11 protein-coding genes are annotated in these 18,638 nt (G+C 67.0%); 2 read left to right on the plus strand and 9 right to left on the minus strand.

Annotated features, from left to right (window positions below):
* Positions 1 to 8: 8 nt before the first annotated feature.
* The 4 genes from ACW73L_RS05890 to ACW73L_RS05905 are packed head-to-tail and all read right to left on the minus strand — an operon-like array spanning position 9 to position 7,523.
* Positions 9 to 1,889, minus strand: a complete 1,881-nt coding sequence (locus ACW73L_RS05890) for an AMP-dependent synthetase/ligase (RefSeq protein ID WP_498920658.1) — start codon at positions 1,887 to 1,889, stop codon at positions 9 to 11.
* Between the two features lie 11 nt (positions 1,890 to 1,900).
* Positions 1,901 to 3,892, minus strand: a complete 1,992-nt coding sequence (locus ACW73L_RS05895) for a 3-hydroxyacyl-CoA dehydrogenase NAD-binding domain-containing protein (RefSeq protein ID WP_498920660.1) — start codon at positions 3,890 to 3,892, stop codon at positions 1,901 to 1,903.
* Positions 3,889 to 5,256 (minus strand): acetyl-CoA C-acetyltransferase, encoded by a 1,368-nt coding sequence (locus ACW73L_RS05900; RefSeq protein ID WP_129883845.1) that lies wholly within the window; start codon positions 5,254 to 5,256, stop codon positions 3,889 to 3,891. The genes ACW73L_RS05895 and ACW73L_RS05900 overlap by 4 nt, the downstream gene beginning before the upstream one ends.
* A gap of 17 nt (positions 5,257 to 5,273) precedes the next feature.
* On the minus strand, positions 5,274 to 7,523 hold the full coding sequence (locus ACW73L_RS05905; RefSeq protein WP_129883844.1) for an acyl-CoA dehydrogenase: 2,250 nt from the start codon (positions 7,521 to 7,523) through the stop codon (positions 5,274 to 5,276).
* 92 nt (positions 7,524 to 7,615) lie between these two features.
* Here ACW73L_RS05905 and ACW73L_RS05910 point away from each other — a divergent pair, with 92 nt between their 5' ends.
* Entirely contained in the window at positions 7,616 to 9,325 is a 1,710-nt protein-coding gene (locus tag ACW73L_RS05910) for a glycerol-3-phosphate dehydrogenase/oxidase (protein ID WP_498920662.1), read from the plus strand.
* Positions 9,326 to 9,474: 149 nt separating this feature from the next.
* On the opposite strand, the gene ACW73L_RS05915 is transcribed toward ACW73L_RS05910, so the two are convergent.
* The 3 genes from ACW73L_RS05915 to ACW73L_RS05925 all read right to left on the minus strand — a co-directional run bounded on the left by ACW73L_RS05915 (position 9,475) and on the right by ACW73L_RS05925 (position 13,081).
* Positions 9,475 to 11,196, minus strand: coding sequence for a tetratricopeptide repeat protein (locus ACW73L_RS05915; protein ID WP_498920664.1), 1,722 nt, complete (start codon positions 11,194 to 11,196; stop codon positions 9,475 to 9,477).
* A gap of 1 nt (position 11,197) precedes the next feature.
* A complete protein-coding gene (locus tag ACW73L_RS05920) occupies positions 11,198 to 12,016 on the minus strand; it encodes a HoxN/HupN/NixA family nickel/cobalt transporter (protein WP_498920666.1) in 819 nt (272 codons plus the stop codon).
* 168 nt (positions 12,017 to 12,184) lie between these two features.
* Positions 12,185 to 13,081 carry a DUF72 domain-containing protein gene (locus ACW73L_RS05925; protein WP_498920667.1) on the minus strand — a complete coding sequence of 299 codons (897 nt, stop codon included), beginning with the start codon at positions 13,079 to 13,081 and terminating at the stop codon, positions 12,185 to 12,187.
* Between the two features lie 521 nt (positions 13,082 to 13,602).
* Here ACW73L_RS05925 and ACW73L_RS05930 point away from each other — a divergent pair.
* Positions 13,603 to 15,489 (plus strand): ATP-binding response regulator, encoded by a 1,887-nt coding sequence (locus tag ACW73L_RS05930; RefSeq protein ID WP_498920668.1) that lies wholly within the window; start codon positions 13,603 to 13,605, stop codon positions 15,487 to 15,489.
* Positions 15,490 to 15,516: 27 nt separating this feature from the next.
* Here the strand turns inward: ACW73L_RS05930 and ACW73L_RS05935 are convergent, their stop codons facing one another.
* Both ACW73L_RS05935 and ACW73L_RS05940 read right to left on the minus strand, forming a co-directional pair.
* Complete coding sequence (locus ACW73L_RS05935) at positions 15,517 to 15,819, minus strand: DUF5658 family protein (RefSeq protein WP_129883838.1); 303 nt, start codon at positions 15,817 to 15,819, stop codon at positions 15,517 to 15,519.
* 503 nt (positions 15,820 to 16,322) lie between these two features.
* Positions 16,323 to 17,903 (minus strand): alginate export family protein, encoded by a 1,581-nt coding sequence (locus ACW73L_RS05940; protein ID WP_498920670.1) that lies wholly within the window; start codon positions 17,901 to 17,903, stop codon positions 16,323 to 16,325.
* Positions 17,904 to 18,638 lie beyond the last annotated feature (735 nt).

The following is an 18,638-nucleotide window of genomic DNA, read 5'->3' on the forward strand; positions in this document are numbered from 1 at the left end:
GTTAAGACTTACACGGAGGCGGGGTCGGAGCGCTGATGGGCCCGACGGCTACGCCGGGCCCGCGAGTCGACGAACTCGGATGAAGGCTTGGCTTGACTGCCGTCGGGTAATGCGTAGAGCTGGTCGATCAGCGTCTGGTAGCGGGCCAGTATTTTGTCCCTCCGCGCTTTCATCGTGTGGGTTAGCAGGTCGCTTTCCACTGTCCACGGCTCAGTGAGCCAGATGACCTTGCGGACCTGAGCGTACTCCGGGAATCCAGCCAGTCGTTGCGCCAGGCGCCCCATGAGGTGGTCCTGCCAGATTGGATCGGGAGGCGCTGCGGGGGCCGCCGGGTCGGCCAGGGTGGTGACCGGCGGGATCGCCTCCTTGGCCAGTACGACGAGCGCCGCCAGGCAGGGTTGCTTATCCCCGAGCACCAGCGCCTGTTCGAACAGGGGATCGGCCGTGATTGCCTGTTCCAGTTGCGCCGCCTGCACCTTCTCGCCGGTGGACAACACGATGATGTCCTTGATCCGGCCGACGATATGTATCCGGCCGTCGATGAGTCGGGCCAGGTCGCCGGTATGCAGCCAGCCGTCCCGATCGACGGCGCGAACGCTGGCGTCCGGTTCCTGCCAGTAGCCCTGCATCACCCCGGGACCTCTGACCAGCAGCTCACCGCCCGGTCGTAGCCTGACCTCGGTATCCGGCAGTGGGCGTCCGACACTGTCCGGATCGTTGTCGTTCAGGGCGTTGACACTGACGACCGGCGAGGCTTCGGTCAGGCCATAGCCCTGGATGATTGGGACTTCCAGGCCGATCAGCGTGTGGGAGGTATCCGCCGCGAGCGGGGCGCCGCCACAGACAACCAGCCGCAGCCTACCGCCGAAGGTCCGCCGCAGCCGGCGCGGGAGCAGTGCCCGCAGCAGCGGCCAGAGTATCATGCCGGTGGGATACGCTCTCCGGCCCTGACGGTGTTCGAAGCACGCGTACCCAATGCGGCTGGTCAGTGCCAACAGCCTGCGCCTGACAGGGCCACCGGACCGCAGGGCGTCGACGATACGTTCCAGCACGCGCGGCACGGTCACGAGAATCGTTGGGGACAGCGCCTGCATGTCCTCCCGAAGCCGCGCGGGACCGCGGCCAAAGGCCACGGCGGCACCGGCCATCAGCGGCAGGTAATACCCGGCGGTGCGTTCGAGCGTGTGGAACAGCGGCAGCAGCGACAGGAACAGGTCGTCGCGAAAAACCACTTCGCGTATCAGCCCGGCCGCGGCGTTCGACAGCAGGTTCCAGTGGCTCAGCATGACACCCTTGGGCGGTCCGGTGGTTCCCGATGTGAACACGATCGTCGCGAGATCGTTCGGGCCCCCGCTCGTGATCAATGGGTGGGGGTGATCCGGCAGCCGCTCGGCGAGCGTCTTGACCGGCAGCGTCTCGTCGGGCGGCGTGCCCACGCACAGCACGGGCGGCAGCCGATGCCGCAGTTCCGACAGGCGGGTCCATTGCGCGGCATTGACCAGCAGCAGCCGCCCATCCACGCGTTCCACCGCCCAGCGGACGAAATCCCGCGAGCTCTTTGGAGGCAGTGGCACGGTGACGAGGCCGATGCCCAGTGCGGCCTGATCGAACAAGACCCATTCCAACCCGTTCGGGAGCAGCGTGACGATTCGGTCGCCGACCCGCAAGCCTTCCGCTTGCAGCACGGTCTGGCGGCGGGCCGTTTCCCGGACGACGCTGTGCCAGTCGATGGCGCGCCACAGGCCGGCGTCATCGTCGAACCACCGGTAGGCGATCGCATCGGGCGTGCGGGCTGCGCGTTCCCGCAGCAGTCCCGTTAGCGTGCCGGCGGTTTGGGCCGGAATCGCGTCGGAAACCACCGTGACACGGGCGTCGAGGGGTTCGGTCATGCTGCTTACGCTCACGACCGTGCCAGTGCCGGATGCGGTGAGAAGCGTTCCCCATGCACGGCGGCCAGCCGTTCCAGGGTTTGCCGCACGTCGTTCTCGCCGCGTTGTCGCAGATACTGCATCGGTCCCCCCCGGTGGGGAATCACGCCGGCACCGAAGACCATGCCTGCGTCGATATCGTCGGCATCGCCGACCAGCCCTTCGCTCAGCACCGCGACGGCCTCGTTGAGCATCGGCAGCACGAGGCGATCGGTCAGGTCGTCCGGTGGCGATTCGGGACGGGAGTCGCTCCGCACCGGCCGGCCGCCGCGGTACCGGTAGAAGCCCTCGCCGTTCTTGAGCCCCTTCTTGCCGGCCTCGACCAGCGCCTGCAGTCGGGCCGGGACGCGCGCCGGAAACAGCTCACGGATCACGTCCAGGCATACATCCAGACCGACGAGGTCGCCCAGCGCCAGCGGTCCCATCGGCATGCCGAAAGCGGTGGCCGCATTGTCGATCAGCGTCGCTGGAATGCCTTCCGACTCGAGTAGCACGGCCTCCATCAGATACGGTAGCAGGCAGCGGTTCACGACGAAGCCGGGGCTGCTCCGGACCGGCAGGGGCAGACGGTCGATGGCCAGCGCGAAGGCGAGCGCGCGCTGGCGCACGTCCTCGCGGGTGTGTGCGCCCGAGACCACCTCGATCAGCCGCACTCGGCTGACCGGGTTGAAGAAATGCATGCCGACGAGCCGCGAGGGATCCCTCAGCGCCGACCCGATCATCGCCAGCGGGATCGCCGAGGTGTTGCTGGCGAGCATTGCGTCGGGTTTGAGCCGGCTTTCGACGGCCGCAAAAAGGCTGCGTTTCGCGTCGGCATTCTCGACGATCGCCTCGATGACCAGATCGGCGCGCGCGAGTCCGGCCTGGGCCGCATCGGGAATCAGCCGGTCCCACGCGGCGGTGCGTTCAACTTCGGTCCGCAGTTTTGCCGTGAACAACTCGCCGGCTTCGCGGACGGCGCGTCCCAGCGCGGCCGGATTCTGGTCCGACAAGCTGACCGTGTAGCCGCGGAGCGCCGTCCACGCGGCGATGGCAGCGCCCATCGTGCCGGCGCCGATCACGTGCACGTGATGCACCCCGGAAGCACTGCCCTTCGCATAGGCCTTGAGGCGGGTTTCCAGCGTAAACAGCCGCATCAGATTCCGCGCTGTCGGCGTGAACAGCAGGTCGGCCATCGAGTGCGCTTCGGCTGCCAGCGCCGCGGTCAAGTTCGCCGGCTCACGCGCCCAGACATCGATCAGCGCCGCCGGCGCGGGATAGTGCGCCGGATTCGCGCGCGCCGCCGTCTGTCGTTTGATGTATCCGGCCGCGATGCCGCGGAGTGGACGCGGCAGGTCGAGCCACGATTTTCGGTGCGGCCGCGGAGGCCGCAGTGCCAGGTCGAGCGCAGCCCGCCGCCACGCGCGTTCCGGCGCGATGCGGTCGACCAGGCCGAGGCGCAAGGCCTCCCGGGCACCGACCAGCCGGCCCGCCAGCATCAGACGCAGTGCCGGCAAGCTGCCGATGAGGCGCGGCAGACGCACGCTCCCCCCGAGACCGGGATGAATGCCGAGGCGCACTTCCGGCAGTCCGAGGCGCGTCCCGGTGTCGTCCCGGCCGATCCGGTAGCGACAGGCCAGCGCAAGCTCCAGACCGCCACCCAGGCAGTAGCCGTGGATCATCGCCACGGTCGGGCAACCCAGTCCTTCGAGCCGGGCCAGAATCGCATCGGCGCGCGCGATCAGCTCCCGCGCCGCTTCCGGACTCTGCAAGGCGGCGAGTTCCCGAATGTCGGCCCCGGCGATGAAGCCGTTCGGCTTGTCCGACAGCAGGATCAGCGCGGTCGGCGATGTCTCCCGCAGTGCCGTGAGGATTTCATCGAGCTCGGCCAGCACCGGCTGCGACAGCACGTTCGTGCCGGAGCCGGCCTGATCCAGATGCAGCCAGGCCACGTTGTGTGTATCGCGTTCGATCCGCCAGTTCATGCTCCACCCCCGCGTGCCGTGCGGCGACGAACGGTTGTCCGGGTCGTTCCCGCGGCTTTCATGCTGCCCGCGCTCGTCCGCTCGATCAGCATTGCTCCTCCCTGACCGCCGCCGATGCACAGCGCCGCGATGCCACGCCGGGCGTGGCTGCGGCGGAGCACGTCGAGCAGATGCAGCACGATGCGTGCGCCACTGGCGCCGACCGGGTGGCCCAGCGCGATCGCGCCGCCGTCGACATTGAGCCGGTCGGTCGGGATTTCGCCGAACGGCGCGGTGAGGCCCAGCACGTCGCGGCAGTAATCGCGATCGCGCCAGGCGGCCAGAACCGCCAGGATCTGGGCCGCGAACGCTTCGTTGATTTCCCAGAAATCGATGTCCTGCGGGGTAAGCCCGTGCGCGGCCAGCAAGGGCGGTACCGCATGCGCCGGCCCCAGTCCCATCTCGGCCGGGGAGACGCCGGCCCAACGGCAATCGACGAGGCGGCCGAGGACCGGCAGTCCGTAGCGTTCGACGGCCGCGTTCGATGCCAGCAACAGCCACGCAGCGCCATCGGTGACCTGCGCGCTGTTGCCGGCCGACACGAGACCGTAAGCCTCGAAAGCCGGCTTCAGCGCGGCCAGCCGGGCCGCATCGGTGTCGCGGCGCAGTCCATCGTCCTGCGTGTAGGCGTTCCCTGCCGCGTCGTAGATCGTCTGCACCTCGACTAGGCGGTGTTCGTCCTGCGCGGCGGCCAAGCGCCCGTGACTCGCGAGTGCGAGCGCGTCCATCGCCTCGCGGGTGATGCCGAAGCGGAAGGCCAGGTTCTCGGCCGTCTGACCCATCGAAAGCCCCGTGACCGGGTCGGTCAGGCCGCGCGGCAGCGCGAACGTCGGCTGCAGCATGACCCATCGGAACTGCGGCAGCAGGCGTATGCGGCGCCAGCCCCGGGTCTGCCGCCAGCGTCCCAGCCAGGCCAGCAGATTGCGGCCTGCGGACACGGGGGCCTGACTCATCGCTTCGACACCACCGGCCAGCACGAGGTCGGCCTGTCCGGACGCGATGCGCTGCCGCGCGGCGTCCAGTGCCTGCAGGCCGGAGCCGCAGTTCCGGCCCACGGTCCATGCGGTGACACCGTTGCCGCAGCCCAGGCGCAGGGACACGACACGCGCGATGTTGGCTTCGGCCGGACTGGGCATCACACAGCCGAGGATCACTTCGTCGAGCGCCGCGGCCGGAAAGGGCTGGCGCAGCAACAGCGGTTTCCCGGCCGCGACGGCCAGATCGGCGGCGGTGAAGGGGCCAGGGACGCCGCGGGCCTTGATGAAGGGCGTCCGGGCCCCGTCGATTGCCCATACCGGGGTGTCGTGCCCAGTCTGTCGTCGCATTTCGATTCCAGCGGCCATCACGCCTCCTTACCGAGATCCGGCGGAAAGTCGTCGACGCGCTCGGCTTCACGGGCAGCCCGGGAAGCCTTTTCGATCAATACGGCGTCAGCGGGTGTCAGGATGGAACTCGCGACCGCCTGCGCCACATTGTCGGCGCGGTCCAGTCGCCCCTCGTGCACGGCTCGTTGCAGCCGTTGCTCAGCGTCCTGCACCGCCATGCTGGCGGCAAACGCCCGTTCCAGCACCGCTAACGCGTCCTCCGCGCCGTTTGGCCGGTAGATGCCGCAAGTCAGTTGCTCGCGCAGCGGTCCGGGGTTCGTCAGCAGGTCGGCCAACTGCAGTGTCAGGCGATCGGCGGGTTCGGCACAGCGGCGTCCGAACGGGAGAATCAACAGGCGCAGCAGCACGGCCGCGCCGCGGTGCGGCAGATTGGCGATCACGCCGTCCAGCGCTGCTTCAGTCTGTGCCAGACAATGCCGGCAGCACCAGTCGACGAGCGGGCGTTCGGCTTCCGGTCGCCCGGCGTCCTCGAAGCGCTTCAGCACGCAGGCGGCCAGGAACAGGTGCGCGAACGCGTCGGCCAGGCGCCCGGACAGCATTTCACGCCGCTTCAGCGTGCCTTTCAGCGTCAGCAGGGCGACTTCCGAGGCCAGCGCGAAGGCGGCGCTGAGCCGGTTGATCGAGCGGTAGTGCGCCCGCGTCGGCCCCGACGGCATCCATCCGAACCGGCCCGCACCGAGCACGCGTCCGAGGGTCCCGAGCACGTAGCGCAGATGCGCGCCGAGCGCGGCAGCAAAGGCGGTCTCGCCGGCCTCTTCGCGGGTACTCGCGGCGGCATCCATCTCCGCGAGCAGGTACGGGTGGCAACGGACCGAGCCCTGGCCGAAGACGATGAGCCCGCGGGTCAGGATGTTCGCGCCCTCGACCGTGATCGCGATCGGCACGGCTTCGTACAAGCGGCCCAGCAGATTCCGCGGTCCCAGCATGATGCCCTTGCCGGCCAGCACATCCATCGCGTCGTTTACGACGACGCGCATCCGCTCGGTCAGGTTCTGCTTCAGCATCGCCGACACGACGGCCGAATGTTCGCCCCGGCCATTCGCCGTGGCGGTCACATGCCGAGCAGCTTCGGCCAGCCAGACATTGCCGGCGATGCGGCCCAGGCGTTCGGCGACGCCTTCGAAGCGAGCGATCGGGTGATGGAACTGGTGGCGCACGGCGGCGTAACTGCCTGCCGTCAAGGCACAGAGCTTGCCAGCGCCCACGGCCAAGGCGGGCAGCGAAATCGCCCGTCCGCCAGCCAGCGTTTCCATCAACATGAACCAGCCGCGTCCGGCATAGTCGGGGCCGCCGATGATCTGCTCGACCGGGATAAACACGTTCCGGCCGCGGGTGGGGCCATTTTGAAACACCTGATCGAGCGGCAGATGCCGTCGTCCGATCTCGACGCCGGGTGCATCGGCCGGCACCAGGGCCAGCGTGATGCCCTCCGCATCGCCCAGCAGCCGGTCGGGATCCCGAAGCTGAAAAGCGAGCCCCAACACGGTCGCGACCGGTCCCAGCGTGATGTAGCGCTTGTCCCAGTTCAGCAGGATACCCAGCCGTCCGTCGCGCCGGCAGACGATGCCGGTGTCGGGGATAGCCGAGGCATCCGAGCCGGCAGTGGGGCCGGTCAGCGCGAAGCAGGGAATCTCCCGCCCGCTGGCCAGTCGCGGCAGCCAGTGGCGCTGCTGCGCGTCGGTGCCGTAGCGCAGCAGCAGCTTCGCCGGACCGATGGAGTTCGGTACCATCGCGGTGACGGCGGCCGACAGCGAACGCGAGGCGATCTTGACCACGACCGCTGACTGGGCGAGTGGCGAGAATTCGCGTCCGCCGTAGACCTTCGGGATCGCGAGCCCGAAGAACCCCTGTTCTTTCATTAGCCGCCAGACCGGCGGGGGCAGGTCATGCAGATTCCGGGTAACGGCCCAGTCGTCGACGAGTCCGCACAAGGTATCGACGGGCCCTTCGAGGAAGGCCTGTTCTTCCGCGGTCAGCGTTCCAGCGGGCTCTGCCAGCCACGCCCGCCAATCGGGACGGCCCTGAAACAGCAAGGCTTCCCAGCCGACGCTTCCGGCCTGCAGCGCCTCGCACTCGGTTGCGGACAGGGACGGCAGACCGCGACGCACCGTCGCCAGCCAGGGGCGCACGAAGATCCGGGACAGCAACGAGCCATGCGGTTTGGGGGCTACACGGGAGTTGACGCGCGGCCTGTGGATGGCGGCCATGGACTGCACCTCGGGCGCAGTGATTGGATACTCACAGTAATTGGACTATTCCCAATTTGGTTTGTTCTGCTCATGGCCGAGACGGGGGGCGCTTGAATTTCAGCTGGGTGGAAAGGCAGCGGGCGATCGACGTCAGTGCGACGCGGTGTGCCGAGGTGCTTATCATCGGCGGCGGGGTGGTCGGATGCAGCCTGGCGGCGCATGCCGCGCTGCTCGGTCTGGACTGTGTGCTGGTCGAGCGGGCCGATTTCGCGGCCGGGGCGAGCAGCCACTCGACGGGCCTGGCCCATGCCGGGCTGCGCTATCTCGCCCAGGGACGGATTGGCTATGTGCTCCGGGAGGCACGGGAACGACTGCAGCTCGAGCGTCTGGCGCCGCATTGCGTGCGGCCGTTTCCGTTCCTGTTTCCGGTCTATCGGGACGATGCGTACGGTCTGCGTCAGGTGCGCTGGGGCACGGCCGTGTATCAGGCGCTTTATCGGCTCGCCGCCCTCGGAACCGGTGCGGGTATCACGCGCCGAATGCGCATTCTGGATCGGGACGAGGTGCTGCAGCGGGTAACGACGCTCGCGTCAGACGGTCTGCAGGGCGCAGCGGAATACTTCGTCGACGCGCGCCTGGACGATGCGCGCTTCACACTCGGCTTTGCGCAGCGCGCGGCCGAGTTGGGTGCCAGGATGATCACGCGCGCAACCGTGGTTTCGTTCGATGAACCCCGTCGAGGCTCGGCATGCGTGCACCTACGCGACGGCATCACCGGGCAGCAGTTTTCGCTGCGGGCGCGCCTGATCGTCAACGCTGCCGGCGCGTGGATCGATCAGATTCGGACACTGGCCGGCCTGAAACAGCCCCTTTTGCGGAACAGTAGCGGCATCCATTTGATCGTCGATCGTCTGGCGGACGATCCGCTGATCTTCTCGACCCGCGTTCCGGGCCAAGTGTTCTTCGTGTTGCCGTTCGGCCGCCGGTCGCTGATCGGCACCACCGACACGCCGCAGCCGGGCCCGCCGGATGCCGTCCGGCCGGGCACCGCGGAAATCCTTCAGTTGATCGGCGAATTATTCCGCCGATTTCCCGCCACGCGATCGACAGACGGTTCGGACGCGCGGGCCCGGCGGGACTATCTGGCCACTCACGGACATGGCCTGCGCTGGGGCATCCGGCCGCTGCTCCGGGCCGACGGGCCGACCCTCCACGTCTCGCGCGCGCATCGCCTCGTTAAGGACTCGGCCTGGCTGTGGTCCCTGCCGGGCGTCAAGTTGACCGCGGGACGGCAGGCCGGGGAGCAGGCCGCGCGTGCGGCCTGGCAGGCGCTGCGAGCGGGCACGCCGCCGGCGCGGCAGCTGTCCGCTCTGCCCGGCGGCAACTTCGCGGACATGCCGACCCTGCTGGCCGAGGCCATGCAACGGCACGGCACCTGGCCACACGATCAGCTGGTCCACCTGACCGGTCGTTACGGAGCAGCGTATGCAGACGTGGTCCGCTGGGCTGATGCAGAACCGCAAGGCCGCGAGCGGGTCCTTCCGGATGAGCCTTGGATCCATGCCGAGGCCGCGTACGCGGTGCATCAGGAGATGGCGCTGTCTCTCAACGATTTTCTGTGGCGCCGAACACGCTGGGCAGAGTTGCGCGACTTGCCCGATCCGGTCGTCGACCGTATTGCCGCCGTTCTCGGGCGACACCTGCAGTGGTCGCCGGCAACGTGCGTGGCGGAGGTTGAAGCCTTCCGCGCGGAGCGCTCGCTCCGCGCGGTGCCATTGAACGCCATCGGCGGAGGCGCAGCGCCTCGGGTGGCAACCTAGGAACCATCCGAACGACGGCCATCCGGGTTTTGTTCGGAGCCCTGGCGCCCAGCTGTGATCGCGCCGCCGCGTTCTCCGTCAATCGATATCGTCCGGATTTACATGGAGTCGGCGTATCCCTGCAGGCGTGGCATGAATGCAGGGTGTCCCTAGAGCTGGTCCAAGCGCGGCGGACCCTGCCGCCCCAGCCACGCGCGCCGGAACCGGGCTTGTGTTTCGTCGGCGTCCTCCCGTTTCCCCGCCTGTCGATAGGCCTCGGCCAGGCCGTACAGGGTCCAGCCGTTTTGCGGTGCCTGCTCGAGGCTTTTCCGGAATGCCGCGATGGCCCCCTCGAGATCGCCGGATTGCAGCTTCGCGGCGCCCAGTGACTGACGCACCGGGTAGTACCAGAACGGGGGTTCGAGGTAGGGGAGTTGGTCTTCGAGCGCAATGGCCGCTTCGAACTGCGAGACCGCGCCCGCCAGGTCGCCCCGGTGCTGCGCGCGGCGCGCCCTCACCACGTGCGCAGCCAGTTCGAGCACGGACTTGCCGGGCACACCAGCCGCTTCCAGAGCATTGAAGTCGCCGCTCCGGGTCAGGTCATCGATAGCCGCCGCGGCGGCTTCGGCGGCGGGAAAGTCGCCTTGTCGAACTGCGGTGACGCCGCGCAGGTAAAGCCACATCGCCTTGACGTAGGGTAGGCGGTCGCCGGGATCGGCGACTTTCGCGACGGTCCCCGCATCGCCGAACTGCGCATGCACGAAGTACGGCGCCGCCATGATCGGCTGCACCCATGCCGCATCGGCCATCCGTCCCTCCGCCGCCATACGCGCCAGCTTTTCCGCCGCCTGCAGCGCGGTTGGACCGTCGCCGGCCATCTGCGCCGAGACCATCAGAAAATGCACGTTGTGCGGATAGTAGCCACCGGGATAAATGCCCTTGGCACTGGCCTGGGCGAGGTAGCGCTCGTCGGTTGCGACCGCCGCCTGGTTCGTGGCGAGGGAATCGCGGTAGCGCCCGACCCGGAAGAAGATATGGCTGGGCATGTGGACCAGGTGTCCGGCGCCGGGCATCAGGCCAGCCAACCGCTCGGCATGGGGTTCCGCGCGGCCCGGGTCGGTCGAGGCCTCGACGATGTGGATGTACAGGTGGATGGCCCCGGGATGCTCGGGATTACGCTGTAGCACGCGTTGGAGCATCGCGACGATCTGCTCGGTGTGCCCCTTGGGCTTGGTGCCGCCGTCCTGCCAGTAATCCCAGGGCGACAAGTCCATCAGCGCCTCTGCCGCCAGCACGGCGATGTCGTCGTCATCGGGATAACGCGCGGTCAACGCAGCCATCGCGTCGGCGTAGGCGCGATCCAGGACGATCCGATCGGCCTTCGGGTCGGCGGAATAACGAGTGGACAAAGCGGCAATCAGGGCTTGCTCGCTGGGGCTGGCCGTCGCCGCGCGCGCTCGCGCTTGCGCTACGGCGGTTAGCGCCGATGCCCCGTCGGTCGGGTTCATCGGCGCATTGATGTTCGGGCCGAGCACCAGGGCCTCGCCCCAGAACGCCATCGCGCAGCCCGGATCGTGTCGTTGCGCCGCCCGAAAAGCGCGCCGCGCTTCGGCATGGTTAAACGCGTAGGCCAGCCGCAGTCCCTGGTCGAAGTAACGCTGGGCCAGCGGGTTGGCGGTCGTGACCGGATGGGTCAGTCGCCCCAGGTCGTCCCACAGCGGCGGATCTCTCGCCAGCGTCGCGTCGCTGTCGGTGCCCCCGGGCACGTCGCGGCCGAACGGCCCGGTTTCGGTTCGAGCCTGAGCCGTATCCGCAATGACACCGCTCAGCACCAGTAGCAGCGCGGCTGTTCGGGGGCCGTCCCAATTCCCAAGGTTCCGCGCCGTGGCCACGTCAGTTCCGGATCGTTGCCGACGCGTCGCCCTGCGGCCGCGAGAGCCAGTTCGCCACGAGGAAGCTCAATGCCACGACCGCAACGACGCTCCCGCCCAGAGCCAGTTCCTTGCCGTTGCCCCACGAATCGACCGCCGGAACGAAGTATCGCGCGGCGCCAAAGGACGCAACGCCCAGGCTGATGCCCGCCACGGTCAGACCCATGACCCGCGAAGCCACCAGGGCGATGCGATCGGCGCGGTTGATCAGGCGGGAAATCCACAGCCCGTTCGCCGAATCCGCGATCAGCATGCCCAGCGTGAATACCGCCCCGAGTGTCAGTGCATGAATCCACCCCCCGTACTGCGTCGCGGTCAGGGCGAACAGCGAAGCCTGGCTCAGCGTATCGAAGGACAATGCGAACAGCGCACCGATCAACGCGATCGGAAGCGGGCTGCCGCTGCGCTGGAAACGGCCCAGCAGCCGGCTCTTCAGTCCGACTGTCCGGACGTGGAGGTGGTGCGGCGTCGAGAGCACCGCGCGCAGGTTCGCGATACCCAGCACCGTCAGGAACGCAATGGAAATCCAGGCGCCGGTGTCTGCCGCCCAGGCGGGTACCTCCCAGCGGTTCGACAACGCGCCGACCGAGACCGAAATCGCGATGACGACCGCGCCGTGTCCCAAGGAGAACAGCAACCCGCACCAGCGGGCCAGCCTCGGCCGTAGCGGCGCGTTATAGCGGGTCAGACCGTCGATCATCGCGAGATGATCGGCGTCGACCCCATGCTTGAGACCCAGTGTGAAGACCAGCGCAATTAACGCGGACCAATCGGTGGGCATACGCTACTTCCCCAATGAATCTAGGCGGATTGACTGCGCCCAGGCCGTGTTCGTTCGTATGGCCGCCGTCAGGCTGGCCCTGGACCGTGCAGCCGGTGTTCGTCGACGGCCGGCGTCCCGCGGTAACGTAACACGGCACCTGCCGGGGTGCGAGTCCGTTGCCGCCGATCAGGCCTTCAGCATGCCCTGCAACTCCATTGCATTCCGTTGCGCCTGATCGCTGAAGTTGTTGTTGAACAGCACGTGAACCTGGCCGGTCTGGTGGGAAAGCTCGCGGATCGAGTCCGCCAGTTCACGCAGTTCGCTTTCGGCGTAGCGGTAGTTGAAACGGTCCGCGGCCGAGGCCAGGCCCTTGGCATTCCACGTAAGCGCGTTGCGGCCATGCAGCCGCACGACCGCAACGGAGGCGGTGACTTCCCAGACGGGCGGAACGCTGGACGCGAAACCCTGCGGCTCGTCGGCGATCACGTGCGCGAGGCCGTGTTCGCGCGCGAAGGCCAGGACCGTGTCGCGGTGCGGGGCCTCGAACCATGAACGATGCCGAAACTCGACCGCGATCGGGATGTCCGCGAGGCGCTGCCGACAGGCCAGGACGTGCTGCAGGTTGGACGCCCGATGCACGAACCAGGGCGGAAACTGGAACAGCACGACGCCCAGTTTGCCGTCGTGGCGCAGCGGCCGGATCGCCTCGCGGAAACGGTGCCACAACTCGTCCAGCAGTTCCCCGGGCAGATCGCGATAGTAGAGATTCTTTTTGTCGACCGTACCGAGGGCCTCGCGGATATCCCTTGGCAGCGCTGCCGGCGGCGTCTGATGCTGGGTGAAGAGCCGGAAGGCCTTCACATCGAACACGAAGCCGGGCGGTGTCCGGGCCGACCACAGTACCGAGTTGCGAGCGGAAGGCATCGCATAGTACGAGCTGTCGACCTCGACCAGCGGGAAATGGGCGGCATAGAACCGCAGCCGTTCCTCCGGGGTTCTAACTGTTGCCGGATAGAACAGGCCGGAGTCGATCAGTGTCTTGTCGGTCCAGGACGCGGTGCCGATCAGGATGCGGTTAGCCATGGCGGGTATCTCCACGGGTGGGGGGGGCGACCCACCGAGCACCGAAGCCGGCCGAACGCGCAGGCCGGAGCGCGGGCCATTCGTTGCGTCGTGACCCTTTGCTTCCGGCGGGCGATCGTCCGGCACGCGCGCATCCCCAATAGTTCACCGGTTGTCGGGCCGCTCCGGCGCATGCCGTGCCTCGACAGAGGGTGGCTTGCGCAGGCCGAAGTCGGCGGTTCATCCGCGCCATCCGAGCGGTCGAGTGAGTTGACAACGCCTCCGGCGACCGGCATTGTCCCATGTCGGCTCCGGCAACAGTGCTGCCACGAACGACCCACTGCATATTTTCGTTCGATCGTCATGCCCGCGACGACACGGCGGCTGCCATCAAGCGGGTTGTGATGATCCGGGGGGATCATGCATCTTTCGACAGGCCGGGCGCTTGCCGCCGGGGCGTTCAGTCCGGGATATGGTTCGTTCGGGTTCGGCGACCCGGGCCGACACGAAATGCTCTTCGCTTCGGATCCGGTAATTCGGCCATGAAGCTCGATGCGCTTCAGCGGCTTGGTGCCCTTCCGTTTGTCACTATCGCAGCCAGCCTCATCGTGCTGTGCGCGGTTGGCTTGGTCGCGGCGCTCGATCTGCTGCTCAAGGGCAGCGTGCTACCCATCGACCTGCTGATCGGCGGTCTGACGGGGCTTTTGATCGGCCCTGTTTTCGTCTACATCCCGTTCCAACTCGGCCGCCGCGTGCAGACCCTCAGCGGCGAACTCGATGAGGCGAACCTCCAGCTTCGCTGCGAGGCCGAGTCCTTGCGCCAACTGGCATCCGAGCTTGCGCGGGCGAATCAGCGGCTGGGATTCTCACAGTCGTTGGCCCGAATCGCGTATTACGAAGTGGATCTCGGCTCCGGCACCGTCACGGGCTCGCCGGAACTGTTCGCCCTGTTCCCGATCGGTGCGAGCCAGACAGCGACCCTAGGCGGCTGGCGCGAGCAGGTTCATCCCCATGACCGCGGTCGATTCTCCGACCTGATCGAGCGTTGCGCCCATCTGGCCGAGTCAGTCGAACTGGACTTTCGCGTACTCGGCACCGCCGACACCGAACGCTGGTTGCACCTTTATGGGGAACTCGCGCCCGGAGATGGAAATTCCGCCGGCAGTGTCCTCGGGATCGTGCAGGACATTAACGAACAGCGGCGGGCGGAAGCGCTGCGCCGGGCGAACGAGCGGCTCATGACCGACAACGCGGCGCTGGCCGAAGCGGACCGCATGAAGGACGAGTTCCTCGCGACGATGAGTCACGAACTGCGCACCCCCCTGACCGGCGTGTTGAGCCTCGCCGAAGCGCTGCAGGAGGAAGCCTATGGTCCTCTGAACATGGAGCAGCAGGAGAAGCTCGGGATCATCGAGAGCAGCGGCCGGCATCTGCTGAGGTTGATCAACGACATCCTGGATCTGGCGAAAATCCGGTCCGGTACGGCGGATGTGGTGAGGGAGGACTTCCTGCTGCGCGAGGCCTACCGACCGGCACTGGCGACGATACAGCGCCTCGCGCTCGAGCGTGGGGTCGACATCACCGTTCCGGAAGATGCCCAGATCTGGGTGCATGGCGATCCGCTCCGTCTGAAGCAGATTCTGCTGAACCTGCTGGGGAATGCCATCAAATTCACGCCGGGTGGCGGCCGAATCGGCCTGGAAGTTCGGAAGGAAACGGGGGGCGGCGAGGTGCAGTGCACCGTTTGGGACACCGGTGTCGGCATTGCGACTGAGGACCTCCCCAAGCTGTTCCAGCCATTCGTGCAGCTCGACAGCCGGCTGGCTCGTCGTCATGGAGGGGCAGGGCTGGGACTCTGTCTGGCACAACGGCTCGCGGAGCTTCAGGGTGGGCGCATCACCGTAAGCAGTCGGCCGGGCGTCGGCAGTCGCTTCACGGTGCATCTGCCGCTCGCGAGTGCGCCGGCCGCCGAGTCGGGTGAACGCGTGGCGGAACCGGCAGCAAATCCGGCCCCTCCAGGGCGCGGAAAAGTGCTGCTGGTCGATGACGATGAGATCAACCGTGACATTTACCGCGAGTACCTGGAACTCAAGGGTTTCGCTCCCGTGCTCGCCGAGGACGGCCAACAAGCCCTGGCGCTTGCGCTAGCCGAGCGGCCCGACGTCATCGTCATGGATGTCCAGATGCCGGTGATGGACGGGCTCGAGGCCACGCGCCGACTCCGCGCCGCGGATGATCCGTGCCTGGCGGAAACACCCGTGATCGCGTTGAGCGCCCTGGCGATGCCGGGCGACCGACAGCGCTGCATCGAGGCCGGTTGCGACGTCTATCTGTCCAAGCCCGTGCGGCTGGACGAACTCGTGCGCACGCTGACCGTTCAGTTGAAGCGCCGCCGCCCAGCCGCCGCTGAAAGCAGCCCGGCCCGGTGAGGGCGCGCTGCCGCGTTTCGGGGCGGGTTAAGCGCCCAGCACCAGGCTGACGTTGTTTGCGACGACCCAGGCATAGAAGCTCACGGCAGTCCCCAGCGTGGCGGTGATCCAGCGGCTTTTCATCTTGTGCCGGTCGAAGAACAGGAAGGTGATGAAGGCCAGACCGGCCAGCTTGAGCACCGTGATCGACAAGCCAAGGCCGAAGAACGACGCGCAGGCGTTCAACATGGGGTTCACCTCGTCCACCAGGGACTGATCGAGTCCGAGGTAGGTCACGATGCCGTCGGCGATCTGCAGCAGGCCGAACAGAACGATCAGGGTGGCCGTCACGGCAACCGAACACCCCGCCGAGGTCCGGGTGCCGCTGCGCGGGGAGACCGATCGAGAGCAGCGATCCAGGGTGTTCGCGGTGCAATCAAGCGCGCCGCACCAATTCAACGCGGAAGTGCACGGCGGTGGGACGAGGAGGCGGTGCGTATCGGTGGGTGGGGGCGCCATGCGGTGAGGCAGGGCGGTCAGGGGATAGCGTCGAGTCGGAGGGGTGTCTTCGGGTCGTATCGGAGGCTTCATTTGGCTCGCATGACTTAGGATATCGCCAATTGTCAAGCAAGCCTTGCGCCAAATGCTTAGGCATGGGTACCGCACGAGGCGTGAAAGCCCGAGCTGACGGACCCGGGCGGCATTCCGCCGCCCGGCGCGGAACGCGGCAGGAAGGCGTCCCTGCCGGCATCAACATTGTCAGTTCCCCCCCCATTTGCACCGCAATTTCCGCCAAATGCCCCAATCGGGCGGTACGTGTCCCGTCCGCGCATGCCGCACGGGAGGCCCAGCGTTCAGAACGCCAGGACCGTTTCCACGAAGCCGTAATTCCCCTGATTGCCGGTGTACTGCGCGTTCAGGATGCTCTGGCCGAAGGCGTGACCGTAAAAGAGGTTGACGGTCACATGGTCCACTGGCTTGACGCTCAGCATCATGTGCGCGGTGTAGGCCAACTGGTCGAAGCCCCCGGTCGGTGCCCCGTTGTAGCCGAAGTAGGTGTTGCTCGTGGCGCCGCTCCCCGAGTAGACGAGATCCCGGCTCTGGTTGACGGTCAGCCAATGAAAGTCGACCCGAAGATTCACTTTCGGGTCCGGCGCAAAGATCGCCTGCAGGAACACGTCCTGGTTGTTCATCATGTTGTAGAACGGAAACTGCGCGTAGAGCCAGGCCGTGGGCAGCATCTGAAAGAACGTCTGGTGCTCTCCATCGTTGGGATTCGGGTCGCCGGAGGCGCTGTTGATACCGGCGCGGATCCAGGGGGTGCTCCAGAGTTCCGAGAATTGGTAGCCGAGTTCGACGCCGTAGGCCCAGGCGTTCTGATCCAGGTTTTGCCATTTGCCGACCTGACCGTAGCCGAAAAAGCTGCCGTCCAGGTTGCCGGACCCGAGGGGCAGGAGGTGCGCACCCGCCGCACCCAGCGTATGAATCTCGATCGGGTCGCTGCGGGTCGCGGCCCGCACCGGGGCCGGGCGGTTATCGGTCGCGACCAGCCCGCGCGTGTCGCTGTAGTAGGTCCAGAACACGCGCGCCAGCGTATTCCCAACGGCTTCCGAGTCCTTCAGATTGGCCGTCAGGCCGGCGACGTTGATCCCGCTGATGTCGTGCATCCCGTTGATCTCGAAGCCGCCGTAGGTCGGCAGGAAGGCGAATCCGCCGATCTCGTAGTCGTCGGTCTGATAACCCAATTGACCGCCGCCGAAGCTGCGTCCGACGTGGGTGTACTCGAACGGTCCGATCAGCCGCTGCGCCCAGCGGAAGTCCTGTATCCACTTCAGGCTTTTGTTGCGGGCGACTCCCTGTCCGGCGTCGAAGTACAACTGGCGTCCGCCGGTGATCGAGAAACCGTCGGACTTGAACTTGGCGTAGCCCTGGCGCAGGAACGCGCTCTGCTGCGTCGTGTGCGGCGTTTGCGCGTAATAGGCGGCGCCGATCCCGACGCCGTTCTCGGGCAGTGCCGCAATCGTGGTGTCCTGGAATTGGGCGAACACCTCGAACGGGCCCTTTGCGGCCCGGACGCCGAGCTGGAACTTGTTGCCGACGAAGTTGTAGGTCGACTCCTTGGGAATGGCGTTCCCGTTGACGACCGGATCCCCGAACCAATCGACGAACTCGCCGCGAATGCGCTCATGCAATTCGACGCGGAAGGTCGAATCGGCCGGTCCCGTGAACTCCGCTTTCCACGGTTGGGGCGGAGCATCAGCCGGCCAGACGGGGCCCGCCAGGGTCGCGAGCCCGGCCAGCGCGACGATTCGCCGGGCAGTGAGGCGTCCTGTGCCGTTCCGCCCTGAGCGGTGCGATGGCGGGACGCGTTGGGTCAGGTCAGTTGCTGATGGTGTGGATGCGGTAGCGGCGGAATGCAGGCTTGTTACGGTCACCCGGGTCTCCTCGTGCGGTCAGCGTTGCTCGGAAAGCTCGGCTGCCCCGACCTCGGGCACGAAAAAGGCGTCGTGCCGCGCTGGTGTCAGGGCAGCAGGACGCCGTTGTCCGGGTTGATTCGCACCGGCATTGGTGCGCACTGGCTAATATCAAGCAGAGATCGCGCCATCTCCCAAGGCAAATTGCAAGCGATTGTTTAATCGCCACTAACACACGCAGGCAACGCGTTTTCCCCGCGCTGACGGACCCCGGAACGCACCATGGTCTGCCGTTCTCGGGGATCGTCGCCCGTCCGTGCACCGCTTTGACGCCGCTGGCGAGCGTAACCATTCACCCTGCCAGCCTGGCTGGGCACTGGGAGCGGGCCGGGAGAGCGAGACCGTCTGCCGGAGGGAACCCGCAGGCTAGCCTCCAGGGATGGATTCACGGCGTGTCTCGGACTCCCGGACCGCTCCCGCTAGGGGGGCGTGAATAGTTACCTGGCCAGCAAGGGGGCAATTACGGGGTAGGTTGGAGGGGTAGTGCCGGAGTGATGCCACACAACGGGGAGGTGCGCCCCACGATGGCGCAGGATCGAAGCGTATCGCTTTCGCTCTCGCCGCATCAGCGTCCAGGTTTAATTAATCAGAACAACGTGTTGCGACTTTAGGGCGGCGATGGCACGAACGTTGTTATACGTAAGTTCATGCGATTCGCGCCAACGGCGGCGGCGAATCAGCGGACAAAGGCGTCCC

The sequence above is a fragment of the Methylolobus aquaticus genome (assembly GCF_054172105.1).